This is a genomic window from Mycolicibacterium frederiksbergense (assembly GCF_012223425.1).
In the GTDB taxonomy this organism is placed as follows: Bacteria; Actinomycetota; Actinomycetes; order Mycobacteriales; family Mycobacteriaceae; genus Mycobacterium; species Mycobacterium frederiksbergense.
On record NZ_CP038799.1, the window covers coordinates 4492666 to 4513652 of the forward strand.

The 20987-nt window shown below is 67.5% G+C and carries 16 protein-coding genes; 10 read left to right on the top strand and 6 right to left on the bottom strand.

Going from position 1 to position 20987, the window contains the following annotated elements:
• Window positions 1-3 precede the first annotated feature (3 nt).
• On the top strand, window positions 4-2001 hold the full coding sequence (locus EXE63_RS24870; RefSeq protein WP_168144131.1) for a bifunctional copper resistance protein CopD/cytochrome c oxidase assembly protein: 1998 nt from the start codon (window positions 4-6) through the stop codon (window positions 1999-2001).
• Here EXE63_RS24870 and pknB read toward each other — a convergent pair.
• The gene (pknB, locus tag EXE63_RS24875) at window positions 1998-3842 is read right to left on the bottom strand and encodes a Stk1 family PASTA domain-containing Ser/Thr kinase (protein WP_168144132.1); all 1845 of its coding nucleotides are present in this window, start codon (window positions 3840-3842) and stop codon (window positions 1998-2000) included. The genes EXE63_RS24870 and pknB overlap by 4 nt on opposite strands.
• A 233-nt stretch (window positions 3843-4075) precedes the next feature.
• On the opposite strand from pknB, the gene ssb reads away from it, so the two are divergent.
• The 5 genes from ssb to EXE63_RS24900 all read left to right on the top strand — a co-directional run bounded on the left by ssb (window position 4076) and on the right by EXE63_RS24900 (window position 12252).
• Window positions 4076-4522 carry a single-stranded DNA-binding protein gene (gene ssb, locus EXE63_RS24880; RefSeq protein WP_168144133.1) on the top strand — a complete coding sequence of 149 codons (447 nt, stop codon included), beginning with the start codon at window positions 4076-4078 and terminating at the stop codon, window positions 4520-4522.
• A 67-nt stretch (window positions 4523-4589) separates the two neighbouring features.
• Window positions 4590-6263, top strand: a complete 1674-nt coding sequence (gene ettA, locus EXE63_RS24885) for an energy-dependent translational throttle protein EttA (RefSeq protein ID WP_168144134.1) — start codon at window positions 4590-4592, stop codon at window positions 6261-6263.
• Window positions 6264-6313: 50 nt separating this feature from the next.
• Window positions 6314-11158 carry an NAD-glutamate dehydrogenase gene (locus EXE63_RS24890; RefSeq protein ID WP_168144135.1) on the top strand — a complete coding sequence of 1615 codons (4845 nt, stop codon included), beginning with the start codon at window positions 6314-6316 and terminating at the stop codon, window positions 11156-11158.
• On the top strand, window positions 11151-11564 hold the full coding sequence (locus EXE63_RS24895) for an acyl-CoA thioesterase (RefSeq protein ID WP_105364066.1): 414 nt from the start codon (window positions 11151-11153) through the stop codon (window positions 11562-11564). Before EXE63_RS24890 ends, EXE63_RS24895 begins: the two co-directional genes overlap by 8 nt.
• 28 nt (window positions 11565-11592) lie before the next feature.
• Window positions 11593-12252: a DUF8185 domain-containing protein gene (locus tag EXE63_RS24900; RefSeq protein ID WP_168144136.1), complete on the top strand. Its 660-nt coding sequence runs from the start codon at window positions 11593-11595 to the stop codon at window positions 12250-12252.
• A gap of 1 nt (window position 12253) precedes the next feature.
• Here EXE63_RS24900 and EXE63_RS24905 read toward each other — a convergent pair whose 3' ends face one another.
• Both EXE63_RS24905 and EXE63_RS24910 read right to left on the bottom strand, forming a co-directional pair.
• Complete coding sequence (locus EXE63_RS24905; RefSeq protein ID WP_168144137.1) at window positions 12254-13798, bottom strand: glycoside hydrolase family 13 protein; 1545 nt, start codon at window positions 13796-13798, stop codon at window positions 12254-12256.
• Window positions 13798-14202: a globin gene (locus EXE63_RS24910; RefSeq protein ID WP_168144138.1), complete on the bottom strand. Its 405-nt coding sequence runs from the start codon at window positions 14200-14202 to the stop codon at window positions 13798-13800. The genes EXE63_RS24905 and EXE63_RS24910 overlap by 1 nt, the downstream gene beginning before the upstream one ends.
• A 170-nt stretch (window positions 14203-14372) precedes the next feature.
• On the opposite strand from EXE63_RS24910, the gene EXE63_RS24915 reads away from it, so the two are divergent.
• Genes EXE63_RS24915 through EXE63_RS24925 form a run of 3 tightly spaced genes read left to right on the top strand, consistent with a single transcriptional unit; the run spans window position 14373 to window position 15742 of the window.
• Window positions 14373-15017 carry an HNH endonuclease gene (locus tag EXE63_RS24915; RefSeq protein ID WP_168144139.1) on the top strand — a complete coding sequence of 215 codons (645 nt, stop codon included), beginning with the start codon at window positions 14373-14375 and terminating at the stop codon, window positions 15015-15017.
• A gap of 52 nt (window positions 15018-15069) precedes the next feature.
• Window positions 15070-15273, top strand: a complete 204-nt coding sequence (gene ctaJ, locus EXE63_RS24920) for an aa3-type cytochrome oxidase subunit CtaJ (protein ID WP_105364070.1) — start codon at window positions 15070-15072, stop codon at window positions 15271-15273.
• A complete protein-coding gene (locus EXE63_RS24925; RefSeq protein WP_168144140.1) occupies window positions 15260-15742 on the top strand; it encodes a DUF5130 domain-containing protein in 483 nt (160 codons plus the stop codon). The genes ctaJ and EXE63_RS24925 overlap by 14 nt, the downstream gene beginning before the upstream one ends.
• A 52-nt stretch (window positions 15743-15794) precedes the next feature.
• Here EXE63_RS24925 and EXE63_RS24930 read toward each other — a convergent pair whose 3' ends face one another.
• Window positions 15795-16145, bottom strand: a complete 351-nt coding sequence (locus EXE63_RS24930) for an HNH endonuclease (protein ID WP_105364072.1) — start codon at window positions 16143-16145, stop codon at window positions 15795-15797.
• An 85-nt stretch (window positions 16146-16230) separates the two neighbouring features.
• Window positions 16231-18789, bottom strand: a complete 2559-nt coding sequence (gene pepN / locus EXE63_RS24935) for an aminopeptidase N (protein WP_168144141.1) — start codon at window positions 18787-18789, stop codon at window positions 16231-16233.
• A gap of 95 nt (window positions 18790-18884) precedes the next feature.
• On the opposite strand from pepN, the gene EXE63_RS24940 reads away from it, so the two are divergent.
• Window positions 18885-19505, top strand: a complete 621-nt coding sequence (locus EXE63_RS24940) for a mycothiol-dependent nitroreductase Rv2466c family protein (RefSeq protein ID WP_168144142.1) — start codon at window positions 18885-18887, stop codon at window positions 19503-19505.
• On the opposite strand, the gene mgtE is transcribed toward EXE63_RS24940, so the two are convergent.
• A complete protein-coding gene (gene mgtE / locus EXE63_RS24945) occupies window positions 19506-20867 on the bottom strand; it encodes a magnesium transporter (RefSeq protein WP_168144143.1) in 1362 nt (453 codons plus the stop codon). It abuts the gene before it with no gap.
• Between the last annotated feature and the right edge of the window lie 120 nt (window positions 20868-20987).

Below are 20987 nucleotides of genomic sequence, written 5' to 3' on the forward strand. Positions count from 1 at the left end.
GGCATGACGATCGTCGCGCCACCCGTGCGCATCAGCGCCGTGTGGCCGATTCTCTGGGGCGTCGCGCTGCTGGCCGGCGCGGTGGCCGCCGGAATCGGCGGGCTGTCCATCGTGGACGCGCTGGCCGCGACGGGGCTGCCCGACCCGGGCCCGGCCACCACCTACGGGCTGCCGTTCGTGCGTGCGGTGGGCGAGATCGCCGCGGCCATCGCCGTCGGCTCGTTCCTGATGGCCGCCTTCCTGGTGCCACCTCAGCGCAGCGGCGTGCTCGATGTCGGCGGCTACCGGGCGCTGCGCACCGGCACCATCGCCGCCGGGGTGTGGACCGTGTGTGCGGTGCTGCTGGTGCCGCTGACGGTCTCCGATATCACCGGTGCACCGTTGACCAGCCGGCTCAGCCCCATCGACGTCTGGACGGTCGCCAGCATGGTGGAGACCGCGGGTACCTGGCGCTGGACGGCCCTGCTGGCCGGGATCGTCACCCTGGTCAGCATCCCGGTGCTGCGCTGGGCCTGGACCCCGGCGCTGCTGGCCGGATCGCTGGTCACGCTGCTGCCGCTGGCACTCAGCGGGCATTCGTCCTCCGGTGGGGCCCACGACGTGGCGACCAACAGCCTGCTCATCCACCTGGTCGCCGGGGTGGTGTGGGCCGGCGGCCTGATGGCGCTGTGGGCGCTCGCGGTGCGCGGCGGCGAGCATCTCGACGTGGCGGCACGGCGGTTCTCGGCGATCGCGCTGTGGTGCTTCGCGGCGATGGCACTGTCCGGCATCGTCAATGCGCTGGTGCGGGTGCGTCCCGGCGAACTGTTCAGCACCACCTACGGCTGGCTGCTGCTCGGCAAGGCCGCAGCGCTGCTGGTGCTCGGTGTGCTCGGCCTGTTGCAGCGCCGCCGCAGCGTCCGCGCGCTGGCCGACGATCCCGTCGCCCGCCGTCCGCTGATCCAGCTGGCGCTCGTCGAATCGATGGTGTTCGGGGTGACCTTCGGTCTCGCCGTCGCCCTCGGGCGCACCCCGCCACCTCCGCTTGCCGAACTGCCGTCGATCACTGCGGTGGAGATCGGCTACGACCTGGCCGGCCCGCCCACGTTGGCCCGCGTGCTGTTCGACTGGCGTTTCGACCTCATCTTCGGCACCGCCGCCATCGTGGCGGCCGCGATCTACATCGCCGGTGTGGTGCGGCTGCGCCGCCGCGGCGACGCCTGGCCGGTGGGCCGGACCATCGCCTGGCTGTGCGGATGCGCGACGCTGTTGTTCGCGACGTCATCCGGGGTCGGGCGCTACATGCCCGCGATGTTCAGCATGCACATGACGGCCCACATGATGTTGTCGATGCTGGTGCCGGTGCTGCTGGTGCTGGGCGCACCGGTGACCCTGGCGCTGCGCGCGCTGCCGACGGCGGGCAAGGACCGCCCACCGGGCATGCGGGAGTGGCTGCTGGCCGCACTGCACAGCCGGGTGTCGAAGTTCTTCACCAACCCCTTGGTGGCGACCGCAATCTTCGTGGCCGGGTTCTACGGGCTGTACTTCGGCGGCATCTTCGATGCGGCCGCCGACAGCCATGGCGCGCACCTGGCGATGAATGCGCACTTCCTGCTCAGCGGCTACCTGTTCTACTGGGTGGTCATCGGGGTGGACCCGACGCCACGGCCCATCCCACCCCTGGCCAAGCTTGCGATGGTGTTCGGCTCGCTGCCGTTGCACGCGTTCTTCGGTGTGGTGCTGATGGGGACGCAGAAGGTGCTCGCCGGCGATTTCTACCGGTCCCTCGACTTGCCGTGGCACACCGACCTGCTCGCCGATCAGCGTCTCGGCGGCGGCATCGCCTGGTCGACGGGCGAGGTCCCGCTGGTGCTGGTGATGCTGGCGCTGCTCATCCAGTGGCGCCGCAGCGACAACCGCACCGCCAAACGGCTGGACCGGGCCGCCGACCGCGACGAGGACGCCGAACTGGCCGCCTACAACAACATGCTGGCGAAACTGTCCAAGCTCGAAGACCGCTAGCTGCCGTAGTTCACCGTGATGGTGCCGTCCCGGTTCACGCCGGTGCCGGGCGCCGGGACCTGCTGCACCACCTTGGCGCGCCGGTCGCCTCCGGCGTCCATATCGGGCCCCTTCAGGAACTGGCCGTTGAAGCCCAGCGCGTTCAGCTGTGCCAGCGCGTCGGCGTAGAGCAGCCCCCGTAGGTCGGGCATGGAGAACTGGTTGCCCCGGGAGACCTTCAGGGTGATCGGGGCATCCGAGGCCACCGAAGCACCGGCCGGCGGGTCGGTGGCGGCCACCTGGCCGGGCGGCAGTGTGCCGTCGGCGTCGGCCTGCAGGATGGTGGTGAAACCGGCGGTGTCGAGGTTGCGGATGGCCTGATCCACCGTCTGGCCGACCACATCGGGCACCGTCCGCGCCGACGGTCCCGAACCGACGAGGATGGCGATCTCGTTGCTGGTGGCGGTGTCCTGCTGAGCCGCCGGAACCGTCCCGATGACCCGGTCGAGTTCCTCGCTGGTCGACGCCTGCGGCATCCGGCGCACATTGTCGAAACCGGCATCGGCGAGGGTTTTCACCGCCTCGTCGTAGGACAGTCGGGAGACATCCGGGATGCGGCGCTGCTCGGGCCCGGTCGACACGTTGACGGTGATGTCACCACCTGAGGAGACGGAGCCACCGGCGGCCGGGTCGGTGCCGATCACCCGTCCCGCTTCGACCGATCCGTCGGGTGTGGCGTCCACCACGGGGGTCAGGCCGCTGTCCTGGAGTTGGTTCAGTGCCTCCTGCTGGGTCAGCCCCTGGACATCGGGCACGCGCACGCGGTTCATGGCGCCCACGACGTAGACGCCGGCGATCACCAGCAGCGTGACGGCCACCAGCGCACCGGCCATCACCCAGCGCCGCGATCTCCTGGGCTGTTCCTGCACGGGGAACTGCAGGGTGTTCGGGCCCCGGGGCGGCGGGGTGTCGTCGGTGTCATGGGCTTCGGGGGCCTGTGGCGACTGCGCCTCGGGGGTGTTGCCGCTGCCGACCCGCCGCAGATCGGCGTGCATCTCGGCCGCGCTCTGGTAGCGATTCTCGGGTTTCTTGGCCAGCGCCTTGAGGACCACGGCATCGAGGTCTCCGGAGATGCCGCTGTGCCGCTGTGACGGTGGGACCGGCCGCTCCCGGACATGCTGATAGGCCACCGACAGCGGCGTGTCCCCGGTGAAAAGCGCTTGGCCGGTCAACATTTCGTACAGCACGCAGCCCAGCGAGTACACATCGGTGCGGGCGTCGACCTGCTGGCCACGGGCCTGCTCGGGGGAGAAGTACTGTGCGGTGCCGACCACCGCGGAGGTCGCGGTGAGCCGGTCCCCGGTGGTCGCGTTCATGGAGCGCGCGATGCCGAAATCCATCACCTTCACCGCGCCGGTCGGGGTGATCATGATGTTGGCGGGCTTGATGTCGCGGTGCACGATGCCACGGCTGTGGCTGAACTCCAGCGCCGTGCACACATCGGCGATGATGGAGATCGCCCGACGCGGGGGCATCGGTCCGTGGCGCTGGATCAGCTTTCCGACGGTGTGACCGTCGACGTACTCCATCACCAGGAACGGCAGATTGCCCCCGGCTGTCTGCGCCTCACCGGTGTCGTACACCGCCACGATGGACGGGTGGTTCAGCGATGCGGTGTGCTTGGCCTCCCGGCGGAACCGCTGATAGAAATTCGGGTCCCGGGCCAGGTCGGCGCGCAAGATCTTGATCGCCACATCGCGGTGCAGCCGCACATCGCGCGCCTTGTGCACCTCCGACATGCCACCGAAACCCAGGATTTCGCCCAGCTCGTAGCGGTCGGTCAGCTGCTGCGGCACGGTCATGGCGCGCTGCCGATCACTTCGATGCCTGTACAACCCACTCGTTGATCTTCTCTCAGTGCCGACGCGGCGGGTTGCGAGACCCCGGTAAGTGCCGGTTGTGCACAATGCCCGATCCATCCACAGCCGGCGGTGCGGTGCAGCTGCCGCCGGTGGGCCTGTCGGTGTCGGTCGGGTCAATGGATGCACAGGCCGGCGACGTCGCCGGCATCCAGAAATGAGCGAAAGGCAATGCCATGTTCGAGACCCCGTTCTCCGTCGTCGGCACCGTGGTCAACGACCCCATCCTGCGCCGGATCGGCGAACAGGAATTCCTCAAGTTCCGGTTGGCCAGCAACTCGCGTCGGCGCAACCCCGAGGGCAGCTGGGAAACTGCCAACTCCCTCTTTGTGACCATCAACTGCTGGGGAAAAGTTGCCCAAGGTGTGGCCGGGGTGCTGTTCAAGGGTGACCCGGTGGTCGTGGTGGGCCAGATCTACACCGACGAGTATGAGGACAAGGAGGGCAACCGCCGGTCCACCGTCGAGGTGCGCGCGGTGTCGGTGGGGCCGGATCTGACCCGATGCCGGGCGAAGCTGGACAGGGCCCGGCCTGCGGCCGACCCGGTGTCCGCCTCCGCACCCGACGGTGGTGAGGACACCGAACACACCGACGAGCCGGGGGAGCTGTCGATCTCGGCGTAACCGGGCCGCCCGGTCGTGCCTAGGATGGTGCCGCGAGACTTTGGCGAACGAAAGGCAAGACGACGGCATGGCCGAATTCATCTACACGATGCGGAAGGTGCGCAAGGCGCACGGCGACAAGGTCATCCTTGACGACGTTTTCCTGAACTTCCTTCCGGGAGCCAAGATCGGCGTCGTCGGTCCCAACGGGGCCGGTAAGTCGAGTGTCCTGAAGATCATGGCCGGTATCGACCAGCCCAACAACGGCGACGCTTTCCTCCAACCGGGCGCGTCGGTCGGCATCCTCATGCAGGAGCCGGAGCTCGACGAGACCAAGACCGTCCGGGAGAACGTGGAGGACGGCGTCGCCATCAAGGGCAAGCTCAACCGGTACAACGAGGTCGCCGAGCTGATGGCCACCGACTACACCGATGAGCTCATGGAAGAAATGGGCCAGCTGCAGGAGGAGCTCGACGCCGCCGACGCCTGGGATATCGACTCTCAGCTGGAGCAGGCGATGGACGCGCTGCGCTGCCCGCCGCCCGACGAGCCGGTCACCCACCTGTCCGGTGGCGAGAAGCGCCGCGTGGCGCTGTGCAAGCTGCTGCTGTCCAAGCCGGATCTGCTGCTGCTCGACGAGCCCACCAACCACCTCGACGCCGAGAGCGTGTTGTGGCTGGAGCATCACCTCGCCGACTACAAGGGCGCGATCCTGGCGGTCACCCACGATCGCTACTTCCTGGACAACGTCGCCGAGTGGATCCTGGAACTGGACCGCGGCCGCGCCTACCCCTACGAGGGCAACTACTCCACCTATCTGGAGAAGAAGGCCGAGCGCCTGGAAGTTCAGGGCAAGAAGGACCAGAAGCTGCAGAAGCGGCTGAAGGATGAACTGGCCTGGGTGCGTTCCGGCGCGAAGGCCAGGCAGGCCAAGAGCAAGGCCCGCCTGGACCGTTACGACGAGATGGTCGCCGAGGCCGAGAAGACCCGCAAACTCGACTTCGAGGAGATCCAGATCCCGGCGCCGCCGCGGCTGGGCAACCTGGTGGTCGAGGTGAGCCATCTCGACAAGGGCTTCGACGGCCGCATCCTGATCAAGGACCTGTCCTTCACGCTGCCGCGCAACGGCATCGTCGGTGTGATCGGTCCCAACGGTGTCGGCAAGACCACGCTGTTCAAGACCATCGTCGGTCTCGAGGCGCCCGACAGCGGCGAGGTCAAGGTCGGCGAGACGGTCAAGCTGAGCTACGTCGACCAGAATCGCGGCGGCATCGACCCCAAGAAGAACGTGTGGCAGGTGGTGTCCGACGGCGCGGACTACATCGAGGTCGGGCAGAACGAGATCCCCTCGCGCGCCTACGTGTCGGCGTTCGGTTTCAAGGGCCCCGATCAGCAGAAGCCGGCCGGTGTGCTGTCCGGTGGTGAACGCAACCGGCTGAACCTGGCGCTGACCCTCAAGGAGGGCGGCAACCTGATCCTGCTCGACGAACCGACCAACGACCTCGACGTCGAGACGCTGTCCTCGCTGGAGAACGCGCTGGAGCAGTTCCCCGGTTGTGCCGTGGTGATCTCCCACGATCGCTGGTTCCTGGACCGCACCTGCACGCACATCCTGGCCTGGGAGGGTGACGACGACAACGAGGCCAAATGGTTCTGGTTCGAGGGCAACTTCGGTGCCTACGAGGAGAACAAGGTCCAGCGACTGGGTGCCGACGCGGCACGCCCGCACCGGGTCACCCACCGCAAACTGACGCGGGACTGAAACCTTCGGGACGCCGCGCGTGACGGCGGTGTTTCACTAAGGTTGCAGGCGTGTCCGGAACCACCGAGCAGTTGCATCTGAGTCAGGACGCGATCGCACAGCTGACTCACGCCTATGTCGAAACCCATCACGGCCCACACGGTGACGCGCCCGCGGCCGACACCGCGGTCACCGCTCCGATCGACCGCGGCGCGACGAAGGTGACACCGCAGCTGCTCGCGGCCCACACCGCAGTGGGCCGCCGCCGCGCACCGGGGGAGACCCTGGTGGCGGTGTACCCGGCCGATGACCCGGGAGGCTTCGGTCCGGCCATCCAGGTGGTCACCGACTACAGCGCGATGCTGATGGATTCGGTGACGGTGCTGCTGCACCGGCTCGGGGTCGCCTACGCGTGGGTGATGAATCCGGTGCTGCGGGCCCGCAGAGGGCCAGACGGTGAGTTGCTGGCGCTGGCGCCGGCCTCGGATGCGGATGCCCCGGACGGGGCCGACGAGATGTGGATCCACGTCCGGCTGGCCTCGACCGCAGATCCGGCGGCGGTCAACGAGGTGGCGGGCCTGCTGCCGTCGGTGCTTGCCGACGCCCGGCAGGTCGCGGCCGATTCGGCGTCGCTCAACGCGACACTGATCGGGTTGGCCAATGCACTGGATTCCGATCATGCCGGGCACTTCCCGGGCCCGGACCGCCGCGATGTCGCCGCTCTGCTGCACTGGCTCGGTGACGGCCACTACGTGCTGCTCGGCTATCAGCGGTGCGCGGTGCACAACGGGCAGGCCACCGTCGACCCGGCCAGCCGGCTGGGCATCCTCAAGTTGCGCACCGATGTGCTGCCGCAGTTGACCGGGGCCGAGGATCTGCTGGTGCTGGCGCAGGCCACCATGCCCAGCTTCCTGCGGTACGGCGCCTATCCGTACATCGTCGTGGTCCGCGAGTACCCGGCCGGGCCGGCGTCCAACCAGGCCGTCGAACACCGATTCGTCGGGCTGTTCACGGTCGCCGCGCTGAACGCGAACGTGCTGGAGATCCCGTTGATCTCGCGCCGCGTCGACGAGGCGCTCGCGCAGTCGCACTCCGATCCGAGCCATCCGGGCCAGCTGATGCTCGACGTCATCCAGACCATTCCGCGGTCCGAGCTGTTCGCGCTGCACACCCCGGATCTGCTGGAAATGGCAAGGGCGGTTGTCGATCTCGGATCGTTGCGGCGCACTTTGCTGTTCCTGCGTGCCGATCAGCTCGGTCACTTCGTCTCGGCGCTGGTGTACCTGCCGCGCGACCGCTACACCACCGCGGTGCGGTTGGCGATCCAGGACATCCTGGTCCGCGAGCTCGGTGGGGTCAGCATCGAGTACGCCGCCAGGGTCAGCGAATCACCGTGGGCTGTAGTGCATTTCACCGTGCGGATGCCCGACGGCAGCCAGCGTGCCGATATCGACACCTCGGCCGACAACGAAGTCCGGATCCAGCATCTGCTGACCGAAGCCGCCCGTACCTGGGCGGACCGCCTGATCGGTTCGGTGAAGACCGAATCGATCAGTCTGGCCGACGCCGAGTACTACGCCGGGGCCTTCCCCGAGATCTACAAGCAGGCCTTCACTCCGCAGGCGGCCATCGAAGACATCGCGATCATCGAAGAGCTGCAGGATAATTCGGTCAAGCTGGTGTTCCGCGACGGCGGTGCGGAGCGGGTCGATCTGCTCACCTGGTACCTGGGTGGCCGGTCGGCCTCGCTGTCCGAACTGCTGCCGATGTTGCAGTGCATGGGTGTGGTGGTGCTCGAAGAGCGGCCGTTCACCGTCACCCGACCCGACGGACTGGTGGTCTGGATCTACCAGTTCGTGGTGTCCCCACACCAGTCCATCCCCACCACGCCCGAGGCCGAGATCGAGGATGTGGCCCAGCGTTTCGCCGATACGGTGACCGCGATCTGGCACGGGCGCGCCGAGATCGACCATTTCAACGAACTGGTGTTGCGGGCCGGACTGACCTGGCAGCAGGTCACCATCCTGCGGGGTTACGCGAAGTACCTGCGCCAGGCCGGTTTCCCGTACAGCCAGTCCCACGTCGAGGGCGTGCTCAACGGCAATCCCCGCACGGCGCGGTCCCTGGTCGAGTTGTTCGAGGCTCTTTTCACCCCGGAGGCCGATGTCGCGGACGCGGGCCGGAAACTGGACGCCCAGGCCGCGGCGGCCGCGGTCGCCGCCGATATCGATGCCCTGGTCAGCTTGGACACCGATCGTGTGCTGCGGGCCTTCGCCGGCCTGATCCAGGCGACGCTGCGCACCAACTATTTCGTCGACAGCCCTGATTCGGCGCGCGCCCAGAATGTGCTGTCCTACAAGCTCAATCCGGGGTTGATCGATGAATTGCCGCTGCCCAAGCCGCGATTCGAGATCTTCGTCTATTCGCCCCGTGTCGAGGGCGTACACCTGCGTTTCGGTTTCGTGGCCCGCGGTGGCCTGCGCTGGTCGGATCGCCGAGAAGATTTCCGCACCGAGGTTCTGGGCCTGGTCAAGGCGCAGGCCGTGAAGAATGCCGTCATCGTCCCGGTCGGTGCCAAGGGCGGCTTCGTCGTCAAATCGCCACCGCTGCCCAGCGGGGACGCCGCGGTGGACCGTGATGCCACCCGTGCCGAAGGGGTGGCCTGCTACCGGCTGTTCATCTCGGGGCTGCTGGACCTGACCGACAATGTCGACACGTCCAGCGGCGCCGTGGTCACCCCGGCCGGGGTCGTGCGACGCGACGGGGATGACGCCTACCTGGTGGTCGCCGCCGACAAGGGCACGGCCACCTTCTCCGATATCGCCAACGACGTTGCGCAGTCCTACGGTTTCTGGCTCGGGGACGCCTTCGCCTCCGGCGGATCGGTGGGCTACGACCACAAGGCGATGGGCATCACCGCCAAGGGCGCCTGGGAATCGGTGAAGCGGCACTTCCGCGAGATCGGTGTCGACACCCAGTCCCAGGACTTCACCGTGGCCGGCGTCGGCGATATGAGCGGTGACGTGTTCGGCAACGGCATGCTGCTGTCCCCGCACATCCGGCTGATCGCGGCCTTCGATCACCGCGACATCTTCCTGGACCCCAACCCGGACGCCGCCACCTCCTTTGCCGAACGGGAGCGCATGTTCGCCCTGCCACGATCCAGCTGGGCGGATTACGACCGCACGCTGATCAGTGAGGGCGGCGGGGTGTTCAGCCGGCAACAGAAGTCGATCCCGATCAGCCCGCAGGTGCGCCACGCGCTGGGCCTGCCCGACGGCGTCGAGGAGATGACCCCGCCGGCACTGATGAAGGCGGTGCTGCTGGCGCCGGCCGACCTGTTCTGGAACGGCGGCATCGGCACCTACGTCAAGTCGGAGACCGAATCCGATGCCGACGTCGGCGACCGCGCCAACGACGCCATCCGCGTCAACGGAAATCAGTTGCGGGTCAAGGTGGTCGGGGAGGGTGGCAACCTCGGCGTCACCCAGCGTGGGCGTATCGAGTTCGATCTTGCCGGCGGCCGGATCAACACCGACGCGCTGGACAACTCCGCGGGTGTGGACTGCTCGGACCACGAGGTCAACATCAAGATCTTGATCGACTCGCTGGTGACGGCGGGCAAGGTGAGCGCCGATGAGCGCACCCCGCTGCTCATGTCGATGACCGACGAGGTGGGCCGGCTCGTGTTGGCCGACAACATCGATCAGAACGACCTGATGGGCACCAGCCGCGCGAACTCGGCCAGCCTGCTGCAGGTGCACGCTCGACTGATCAAGGAGTTCGTCACCGAGCGGGGACTCAACCGCGAGTTGGAGGCGTTGCCGTCGGAGAAGGAGATCCTGCGCCGCCACGAGCTCGGGATCGGCCTGACCTCACCGGAACTGGCCACCCTGATGGCCCACGTCAAGCTCGCGCTCAAGGACGAACTGCTGCGCACCGACCTGCCCGACCAGGAGGTGTTCGCGGTGCGGTTGCCGCAGTACTTCCCGGTGGAATTGCGGGACCGATTCACCAGCGAGATCCGATCGCATCAGCTGCGTCGCGAGATCGTCACCACGATGCTGGTCAACGATCTGGTCGACACCAGCGGGATCACCTACGCCTACCGGATGACCGAGGACACCGGTGTCGGTCCGGTCGACGCGGTGCGCGGCTTTGTGGCCACCGATGCGATCTTCGGGATCAGCGAGATCTGGCAGGGCATCAAAGACGCCGGGAACACCGGGATTCCGTGCGCGGTGACCGACCGCATGACGCTCGACCTGCGCCGGGTCATCGACCGGGCCGGGCGCTGGCTGATCAACTACCGGCCGCAGCCGCTGGCGGTCGGCGCCGAGATCAACCGGTTCGCCGATAAGGTCGCGCTGCTGTCGCCGCAGATGCCGAAGTGGCTACGCGGTGACGACAAGGCGATCGTGGCCAAGGAGTCCGGCGAGTTCGAAGCCCAGGGTGTGCCCAAGGAACTTGCCTACACCGTCGCCACCGGCCTGTACCGCTACAGCCTGCTCGACGTGATCGACATCGCCGACATCGCCGACCGTGATCCCGCCGAGGTGGCCGACGCGTACTTTGCGCTGATGGACCATCTCGGTATCGACGGCCTGCTCACCGCGATCTCGCAGCTCGAGCGTGACGACCGGTGGCATTCGTTGGCACGCTTGGCCATCCGCGACGATATCTATGGGTCGCTGCGGGCGCTGTGCTTCGATGTACTGGCCGTCGGCGAGCCCGACGAGACCGGTGAGCAGAAGATCGAGGAGTGGGAGCTGACGAACAGTTCACGCGTCGATCGAGCGCAACGCACCCTCGATGAGATTCACGCCGACGGCCAGCTCGACCTGGCGACCCTGTCGGTGGCGGCCCGCCAGATCCGCAGCATGACGCGAACAACAGGAACGGGAACAAGTGGCTGAGCGTTTCACCACACCGGTGCCGGTGCGCTGGTCGGATATCGACATGTACCAGCACGTCAACCACGCCACCATGGTGACGATCCTGGAAGAGGCGCGGGTGCCCTTCCTGCACGAGCCGTTCGTCAACGACATCGACACCATCGGATTGCTCATCGCCGAGGTGAAGGTCACCTACAAGGGCCAACTGCGCCTGATGGATTCGCCGTTGCAGGTGACCATCTGGGTGAGCAGGCTGCGGGCGGTGGACTTCAACCTCGGCTATGAGGTGCGCTCGGTGCACGCCGATCCGGAGTCCAAGCCCGCGGTGATCGGCGAGACCCAGCTGGCGGCCTTCAACATCGAGGAGCAGAAGCTGGTGCGACTGCTTCCGCATCACCGCGAGTATCTCCAGCGTTTTCAGCGATGAGCGCCTGCGCGAAGAGCAGACGGCAGCGGTGAGCTCACCCGAACGCGGTGTGTGGCTCGACACCGCGCACCGAAAAGACCTGTCCACCTTCGTCGACCGGGCGCTGCGGCTCGATGACGCCGCGGTGATCCGGTTCCGCGAACGCCCGGGTACCGACCAGGTGGTGGCCTGGGTGTCGACCGGCTTCGATGTGCTGGCCAGCCGGGTGGTGGCCGGGCGGGTGCGCCCCGCGGACCTGTCGGTGGGCGCCGACACCCTGGTGCGGTCGCTGTCGGCGGTGGATGACTCCGGGTACGTCGAGCCGGGTTTCGCGATGGATTCGGCGTGGCGTGGGGTGCTGCCACCCGATACCGGATTCGTGCATCTGGACGACGTGCCGGCCTGGGCGATCCTGGAGTTGGTGGAGCGGGGCACCGCGCTGGCCAAGGAACACAGCAGTGCGCACGGGCCGCCGGCCTCGCTGCTGGATCAGGAGGTCCTGGCGGTCAGCGCCGGCGAGACCACCGTGGGGATCCCGATGCGCTGTGTGTTCGCGTTGACCGCCATGGGATTTCTGCCGCAGAGCGCCGATGTGCTGTCCACCGATGAGATCGTGCGGGTCCGGGTGCATCCCGCGTGGTTGCGGGTCGATGCGCGGTTCGGCACGGTGTACCGGCGCCTGGGTGACCCGGCGATGGTGCTGCGCTGAGCTACACCAACCAGGCGGCGGTGTCCGGCGGCAACAGCCCGTCTTCGAGCGGCCCGCTGGTCAGCAGCACCTCGCCGACCGGGAGCTTCATGGGCGCGCTGCCCGCATTGAACGTGCACACCAGACCGCCGGGTCGCCGGAACGTCGAGTCACCGAGCCATTCCACAGCATCGCCGGCGAATTCCGTACGCCCGGTGCGTAACCCGATGGCGCGCCGGTACAACATCAAGGTCGATGACGGGTCCGCCAGCTGGGCCTCCACCGTCAGGGAGCTCCAGTCGGCGGGCATCGGTAGCCAGGTCTCGGTCGACGCGGAAAACCCGTACGGCGGCGTGGACCCGCTCCATGGCAGCGGCACCCGGCAGCCGTCACGGCCACGCTCCACCCGCCCGGAGCGTTCCCACACCGGATCCTGCAGCACCTCGCCGGGCAGTTCGACATTGGGCAGTCCCAGTTCCGCACCGTTGTAGACGAATACGGTGCCCGGCAGTGCCAGCTTCACCAGTGCCATCGCGCGGGCCCGCCGCAGTCCGGCGGTCCCGTCGCCGTAGCGGCTGACCTCGCGCGGCACATCGTGATTGGACAGCGTCCAGGTCGGTGCCGCCCCGGCCAGCGCCGCGGCGTCCAGCGAGTTGTCGATGGCCGCCCGGATGCCTGCCGCGTCGTAGTCGGTCTGCACCAGTTGGAAGTTGAAGCCCAGGTGCAGTTCGTCGGGGCGCAGGTACTTGGCGAACTGCTCGTTGCCGTGCACCCAGATCTCGCCGACGGTGACAGCGTCGGGATAGTCGTCGAGCACGGTGCGGATGAACCGGTGGATGTCGTGCACCGCGTCGTTGTCGAAGCGTGGGTCGTCGGCCTTGTTGCGCAGCAGCTCGTTCTCGGTCAGATCCATGTCCGGCAGCGTCGGCGGCTTGGCCATCCCGTGCGCGACATCGATGCGGAACCCGTCCACACCGCGGTCCAGCCAGAACCGCAGCGTCTTCTCGATGTCCTCGAAGACCTCGGGGTGCTCCCAGTTCAGATCGGGCTGGGCGGCGTCGAACAGATGCAGGTACCACTGCCCGTCGTCCACCCGGGTCCAGGCCGGGCCACCGAAGATCGACACCCAGTTGTTGGGCGGTTCGTCGCCGACCCCGTCGCGGAAGATGAAGCGGTCCCGCCGCGAGGGATCGGCGAGCGCCTCGACGAACCACGGATGCGCCGAGCTGACGTGATTGGGCACCAGGTCCATGGTGACCCGGATGCCGCGGGCATGCGCCGCTTCGAGCAGCCGGTCCAGCGCGTTCAGGTCACCGAAGAGCGGATCGATATCGCGGGGGTCGGAGACGTCGTAGCCGTGGTCGGCCATTGGGGACACCATCACCGGATTGAGCCACAGGGCCTGCACGCCCAGCTCGGCGAGGTAGTCCAGCCGCTCGGTGATGCCGTCGAGATCGCCGACGCCGTCACCGTTGCTGTCGGAAAACGAGCGCGGGTAGACCTGATAGAAGACCGCCCGGGACCACCACTGGGGGCGAGCGAAGCGACGGGGGATGGGCGGCGCCATCAGAACGCCGAGTTGACCATCGAATCGGCGGCCATCTGCAGGTAGTCCAGCAGGGCCCGCCGGTGCGCGTCGTCCAGGGTTGCCGAGTCGATGGAGGCCACGGCGGTGTGCATGCACCGCAGCCAGGCGTCACGTTCGAGGTAGCCGATCCGAAACGGTGCGTGCCGCATCCGCAACCGGGGGTGTCCGCGCTGATCGGAATAGGTACGAGGGCCGCCCCAGTACTGCTCAAGGAACAGCCGCAGCCGCTCCTCGGCGCCGTCCATATCGTCCTCGGGGTACAGCGGCAGCAGGATCTCGTCGTCGCGCACCTGCTCGTAGAACCTCGCCACGATCGCGGCGAACGTGGCGTGGCCTCCGACTTCGTCGTAGAACGAGCGTTGCGGCTGAGTCACCGCACCCATTGTTCCCGATCAGCCGTGGCGCCATGGCGGTGGGAGGGGCCTGGAAGCCTCGGCGATTAGCTCATCTAACGGAATTTTCACCGGAAGTTCACCGGACTGACCAGCGAACACCGACAAAATTGCCGTGCGATCGGCGTCAAATCGTGGTGAACTGTCTTTCCGGAGGACGAATGTCGCAGCGCAAGAAAAGCCCTGCTCGACGACAGGGCTACCGATTCCCCACGGCCGTGGCCGATTCTGCCGGCGCGCACTCCTTACAAGTCGCGGACGTTCCGCCTGCCGCCCACCAGGGTTCGGTCTGGGGGCGGCGCAGGGTGCTGCTGCTGAATTCCACCTACGAACCTCTCACCGCGCTGCCGATGCGTCGGGCCGTCATCATGCTGATGTGCGGTAAGGCCGACGTCGTCCACGACGACCCCTCCGGGCCGGTGATCCATTCGGCGACCCGCACCATCGTGGTGCCGTCGGTGATCCGGTTGCGCACCTTCGTGCGGGTGCCCTACCGCGCCCGCATCCCGATGACGCGCGCCGCGCTCATGCACCGCGACCGGTTCCGCTGCGCGTACTGCGGCCAGAAGGCCGACACCGTCGACCATGTGGTGCCACGCAGTCGCGGTGGCGAGCACTCGTGGGAGAACTGCGTCGCGGCGTGCTCGTCGTGCAACCACCGCAAGGCCGACCGGACGCTGGCCGAACTGGGCTGGTCGCTGCACTCGGCGCCGATGCCACCCAAGGGACAGCACTGGCGACTGCTGTCCTCGGTGAAGGAATTGGACCCGGCATGGGTCAGATATCTGGGCGAGGGCGCGGCGTGATGCGCGCTGCGATACGGTTTGCATCGTGAGTACAGGCTTAGCCCATGCCCTGATGGGTGGGATCCCGATCGTGGTGTTTCTGGTATTGGCTGCGCTGGCCTACCGCCACAAGGGTCCGCACCCTGAGTCCTACAAACTCGGCGACGAGTGGACCCACGACCCGATCCTGTGGGCGGCCGATGAGCCGGCCGATCACGGCCACGGTGGCCACGGATCGCACGTGACGGTGGGAGGTGGCGCAAGTGGCAAGTGGTAGCCATACCAACGAGATCGCCAGGACGACCACCGACGTCGACCTGCCCTACGGCTACGCGCTGACTTCCAGCGGCCGCATCTCGGGAGTCACCGAGCCCGGTGAGCTGTCGGTGCACTACCCGTTCTCGACCAAGGACCTGGTGGCCCTCGACGTTGCGCTCAAGTACGGCTCGCGCTACGCCAAGGCCCGTTTCGCGGTGTTCATCGGTGATCTCGGTGCCGATACCGCCGCCACGGCGCGCGAGATCCTGGCCAAGGTGCCGACTCCGGACAACGCCGTGCTGTTCGCGGTGTCGCCCAATCAGAAGGCCATCGAGGTCGTCTACGGCGCCGATGTGAAGGGGCGCGGCATCGAGACCGCCGCACCGCTGGGCATCTCCGCCGCGCTCGGCTCGCTGCGCGACGGCAACCTCATCGACGCTCTCGTGAGCGCCATCAACGTCACCTCCGCGGCGGTCTCGCCGCGCTGACCGCTGTGCACATCGGCCCCGGTATCGAAACTCGGTACCGGGGCTGATTGCGTTACAGGACGGCTTGGGTCATCGACGTGCGGATCTCGATGTAGCGCGTCAGGAAGGTGCGCTCGTCGAGCCGCTTGCGCCGCATCCAGTGCGTGACTTCCTCATTGCACTTGCTGGCATTGCAGGCCGCGCACGCGGGCACCACGTTCTCGACCGTGTACCTGCCGCCGCGTGAGATCGCCATGACGCAGTCGCGCTGCATCGGCTTGTCGGTCACCCCGCAGTAGGCGCAGCCACCCCAGGCATCCCGGATGGCCGACCACTGTTCGGGGGTCAGGTCGTTGACGACGGCCTTGACCCGGCGGATGCGCTTGCGCGCCGCCCTGGCCCTACGACTGTTGCTGGCCGCCATCCCCACAGCGTATTGCCGGCGAGCGACCGCGTTTGTGCGCGAAGTACGGCGTGTCGGCGCACAGACGCGGTCGCTCGAGCAGAGATCAGCTCACATCGAAGGCGCGGGCCCGCAACGAGCGCTCCACGCCCGCACGTCCCTCCAGCACCAGGCGGTGCAACGCGGGCGGCACATCCGGTCCGGACAGGAAGGCATCCGCGGCGTCCAGGCCGCCCTGGCTGATATCCCACGACGGGTACAGCCCGATGACCACGGTCTGGGCGACCTCGCTGGACCGGCGTTCCCACACGCCCGGGATGGACGCGAAGTACAGGTCCCTGAAGCGCGCGAGCACGCTGGCCTGCCCGGCCTGCGCGAACCCGCCGACGATCGCGCGGGTGGTGATGTTGGCCAGGGTGTCGTCCTCGATCACCTTCTGCCAGGCGGCGTTCTTCACCGTCACCTGTGGGCGGGCCGCGGCCGCTGCGGCCGCGTTGCGCTTGCCGGCGGCGGTCGGGTCGCGCTCGGCCTCGGCGTCGATGAACGGGCTCTCGGTACCGTCGGCGTCGATCACACCGGCGGCCGCCAGCGCGGTCACGATGCGCCAGCGCAGGTCGGTGTCGATGACCAGGCCGGCCAGGTTGACCGCGGCGGGCTCGTTGTCCAGCAGCGTCGACAGCACGGCGATGTGGTTGGGCGCCAGCACCGAGGTGCACAACGCGTTCACGAACGCCAGCTGGTGATCCGAGCCCGGCGCCGATTCGCGGGCCCGGTCCAGCAGGGCGTCACCGAAGGCCGGCCAGCCGGTTTCCCTGGCCCACTCCGGATCGGCATACGAGTTCAGCGCGGTCTGGGCCTGCAGCAGCAGCCGCTGTGCCACACCGACTTCGGTCTCGCCGTGAATGCCGCCGATGACCAGCGTCACGAAGTCGCGGGCCTTCATCTCGGCCTCGCGGGTCATCTCCCAGGCCGCCGACCAGGCCAGCGTGCGGGGGAGCGGTTCGGCAATATCGGCGATGCGGGCCAGCACCGTCTGCAGCGACTGGGGGTCCAGCCGTGACGAGCAGTAGGTGAGGTCGTCATCGTTGATCAGGACGAACTGGCCACGCGGAACACCGACCAGCGCAGGCACATCCGTGCGTGCACCCTCGACGTCGAGTTCCTCGCGGTGCACCCGCACCAACTTGCCGGAGGCATCTTCGTCGTAGACGCCGACGGCCAGGCGGTGCACCCGGGTTTCGCCGGCGCCCGGGGCCGCGCCGGACTGCACCAGCGCGAAACGGCTGAAGGCGCCGTCGGCGTCGACGTCGAAGTCGGCGCGCAGCGTGTTCAGCCCGGTGGTCTTGAGCCACTGCTGTCCCCAGCCGGACAGGTCGCGGCCCGAGGACTTCTCCAGTGCGCCAAGCAGATCACCGAAGGTCGCGTTGCCGAACGCGTGGTCGCGGAAGTAGTCCCGCAGGCCGGCCAGGAACGCTTCCAGACCGACATAGGCCACCAGTTGCTTGAGCACGCTGGCGCCCTTGGCGTAGGTGATGCCGTCGAAGTTCACCTCGACCGCATGCAGGTCCGGGATGTCGGCGGCCACCGGGTGGGTGGACGGCAGCTGGTCTTGGCGGTAGGCCCAGGACTTCTCCACGTTGGCGAACGTCGTCCAGGCCTGGGTGTACTCGGTGGCCTCGGCCTGGCACAGCACCGACGCGAAGGTGGCGAAGGATTCGTTGAGCCACAGGTCATCCCACCACTGCATGGTGACCAGGTCGCCGAACCACATGTGTGCCATCTCGTGCAGCACGGTCTCGGCGCGGCGTTCGTAGCTGTACCGGGTGACCTTGGACCGGAAGACGTAGTCCTCCAGGAACGTCACCGCGCCGGCGTTCTCCATGGCGCCGGCGTTGAACTCCGGCACGAACAGCTGGTCGTACTTGCCGAACGCGTACGGTTCACCGAAGTTGCGGTGGTAGAAGCCGAAACCCTGCTTGGTCTCGGTGAACAGCCGCTCGGCGTCCATGAACTCCGCCAGCGACGCGCGGCAGAAGATGCCCAGCGGGATATCGCCGTGGTCGTCGGTGTAGATGTCGTCCCAGCGGGCGTACGGCCCGGCGATGAGCGCGACGAGGTAGGTGCTCATCTTCGGGGTGGTGACGAAGGTGTGCAGGCCGTCCTGCACGGATTCGGTGGCTCCGTTGGAGATCACCTGCCAGTGCTCGGGCGCTGTGACGGTGACGTCGAAGGTGGCCTTCAGGTCGGGCTGATCGAAGCACGCGAACATCCGCTTGGCGTCCGCGGTTTCGAACTGCGAGTAGAGATACACCTCGTGGTCGACGGGGTCGACGAAGCGGTGCAGGCCCTCGCCGGTGTTCGAGTACAGGCAGTCGGCGTCGACGACGAGTTCGTTGTGCTCTGCGAGCCCGCTCAGCGCGATGCCGGCGGACTCGTCGTACCCGGAGACATCGAGCGCGCGGCCGTTGAGGGTGGCGCTGCGCACGGTGTCGGCGGCGAGGTCGATATAGGTGTCCGCGCCGGCCAGGGCGCTGAACGTCACGGTCGTGACCGACCGGAACGTTTTCTCACCAGTGGTGAGATCCAGATCGATGCGGTAGTTGTCGACGGTCACCAGCGTTGCGCGTTCGGCCGCCTGGTCGCGAGTCAGATTGGGGAGTGCCACGCCGACCAACTTAGTCGCAGCCGGGGAACATATGCCGAGCGGCGACAGTTGTGCCGTTGTGGAGACTGCCCGCACGTACTGAGAGGACTCAGCCGATGGCTCAGGAGACGGTTCAGAAGGACACCGCAGGTTTCTGGTTCGACCCGCTGTGCCCGTGGTGCTGGATCACCTCGCGCTGGATCCTCGAGGTGGAGAAGGTCCGCGATATCGAGGTGAACTTCCACGTGATGAGCCTCGCGGTGCTCAATGAGGGCCGCGACCTGCCGGAGAACTACCAGGAGATGATGCAGAAGGCCTGGGGTCCGGTACGGGTGGCGATCGCCGCCGAGCAGGCCCACGGTTCGGAGGTGCTGTCACCGCTGTACACCGCCATGGGCACGTTGATCCACAACGAGGGCAACAAGGACTTCGACGACGTCATCACCAAGTCGCTGGAGCAGGCCGGCCTGCCCGCCGAACTGGCCCAGGCCGCAACCAGCGACGCCTACGACGACGCGTTGCGCAAGAGCCACCACGAAGGCATGGACGCCGTCGGCGATGACGTCGGCACCCCCACCATCCACGTCAACGGCGTCGCGTTCTTCGGCCCGGTGCTCTCGCGGATCCCGCGCGGTGAGGAAGCCGGCAAGCTGTGGGACGCCTCGGTGATCTTCGCCTCCTACCCGCACTTCTTCGAGCTCAAGCGCACCCGGCACGAGTCGCCGGAATTCGACTAGTCACAGCCCCTGCAGCTGCGACAGCGTGGCGTGGGCGATCATGAAGTAGATGATCAGGCCGGTGCCGTCGACGATGGTGGCGATCATCGGCGCCGACACCACGGCCGGATCGACGCGCACCTTCTTGAGCACCGGCGGTAGGATCGACGCCACGAACGAGGACCACAGCACGATGGCGGCGACGGTCAGGCACACCGTCAGCGTGATCTCTGGGCCCACACCCAGCATCCAGGAGCGGATCAAGGCCGCCAGCGCCATGGTCAGCGCGATCATCATGCCGGTGGACATCTCCTTGGCCAGCACGGCGGGCACATCGCGCAGCCGGACCTGACCGGTGGCCATCGCTCGCACCAGCGTGGTGGTGATCTGGGTGCCGGTGTTGCCTCCGGTGCCGATGAGCAGCGGGATGAAGAAGGCCAGCGCGACGACGGCCTCCATCTCCTCCTCGAAGTGCCGCAGCACCGTCCCGGTGTAGGCCTCGGCGACGAACAGCAGCAGCAACCATCCGATGCGTTTGCGCCACAACAGCCACGGCGAGGCCCGCAGGTAGGGCACCTCCAGCGGCTCCGAGCCGCCCTGGCGTTCGGCGTCCTCGGTGACCTCCTCCTCGGTGATGTCACCGGCGGTGTTCTCGGTCAGGATCCCGAGTAGCCGGTTGTCGGCATCCACCACCGGAACCGCGACCAGGTTGTGGTCCATCAGCGCCTGCGCGGCCTCCTCGGCGTCGGTCAGCGGGGACACCGACAACACGTCGCTGTTCGTCAGCGCCGACACCGTGTCGTGCGGATCGCTCAGCACCAGGTCGCGAAACGCCACCACACCGAGGAGGCGATTGTCGTCATCGGTGACGTAAACGTAAGCGCCCGTCCGGGAATCGCTGCGTGAGGTCGCGGCGTCATCGCGCAGGGCGGCGACCGCTTGGCCGATGGTCATCGCGGGCCGCACCGTCAATGCCTCGGGCACCATGTGCGCGGCCACCGAGTCCTGCGGCCAACTCAGCAGGCCGCGCAGCGCCTCCGCGCGGTCCTGCGGCAGCGCGGACAGCAGTTGCTCGCGCGGGCCGGCCTTGATATCGCGCAGGACGTCGGCGGCGTGGTCGAGGTCCAGCACGTTCACCAGGTCGGCGGCATCCCGGGCGTGCATCGCTTCGAGCACTCGAGCGGCCAAGGCGTCATCGATCGACTCGAACAGGTCGGTGGCGCCCCGCTGATCGAGCAGGGCGCCGAGCGCGCGTAGCTCCTCGGCGGGCAGCTTGGCGAGCTGATGGGTGCGCTCGGCGGGATCCTTGACCGATCGCAGCCAGGCGGACATGTCCTCAGCCGCGATCGCCTGCCGTATCGAGGCCGCGGTTGTGCTGCCCATTCGAGTCTCCCTGTCTGCCGATTGCGAAGGACACCCTAGCGCGCCCGCTGACCTGCGGAATAGCTTGTCGGGCACAGCATTAACAGGTGAACAACGGTGGACGCACGGGTGTAGCGGGGG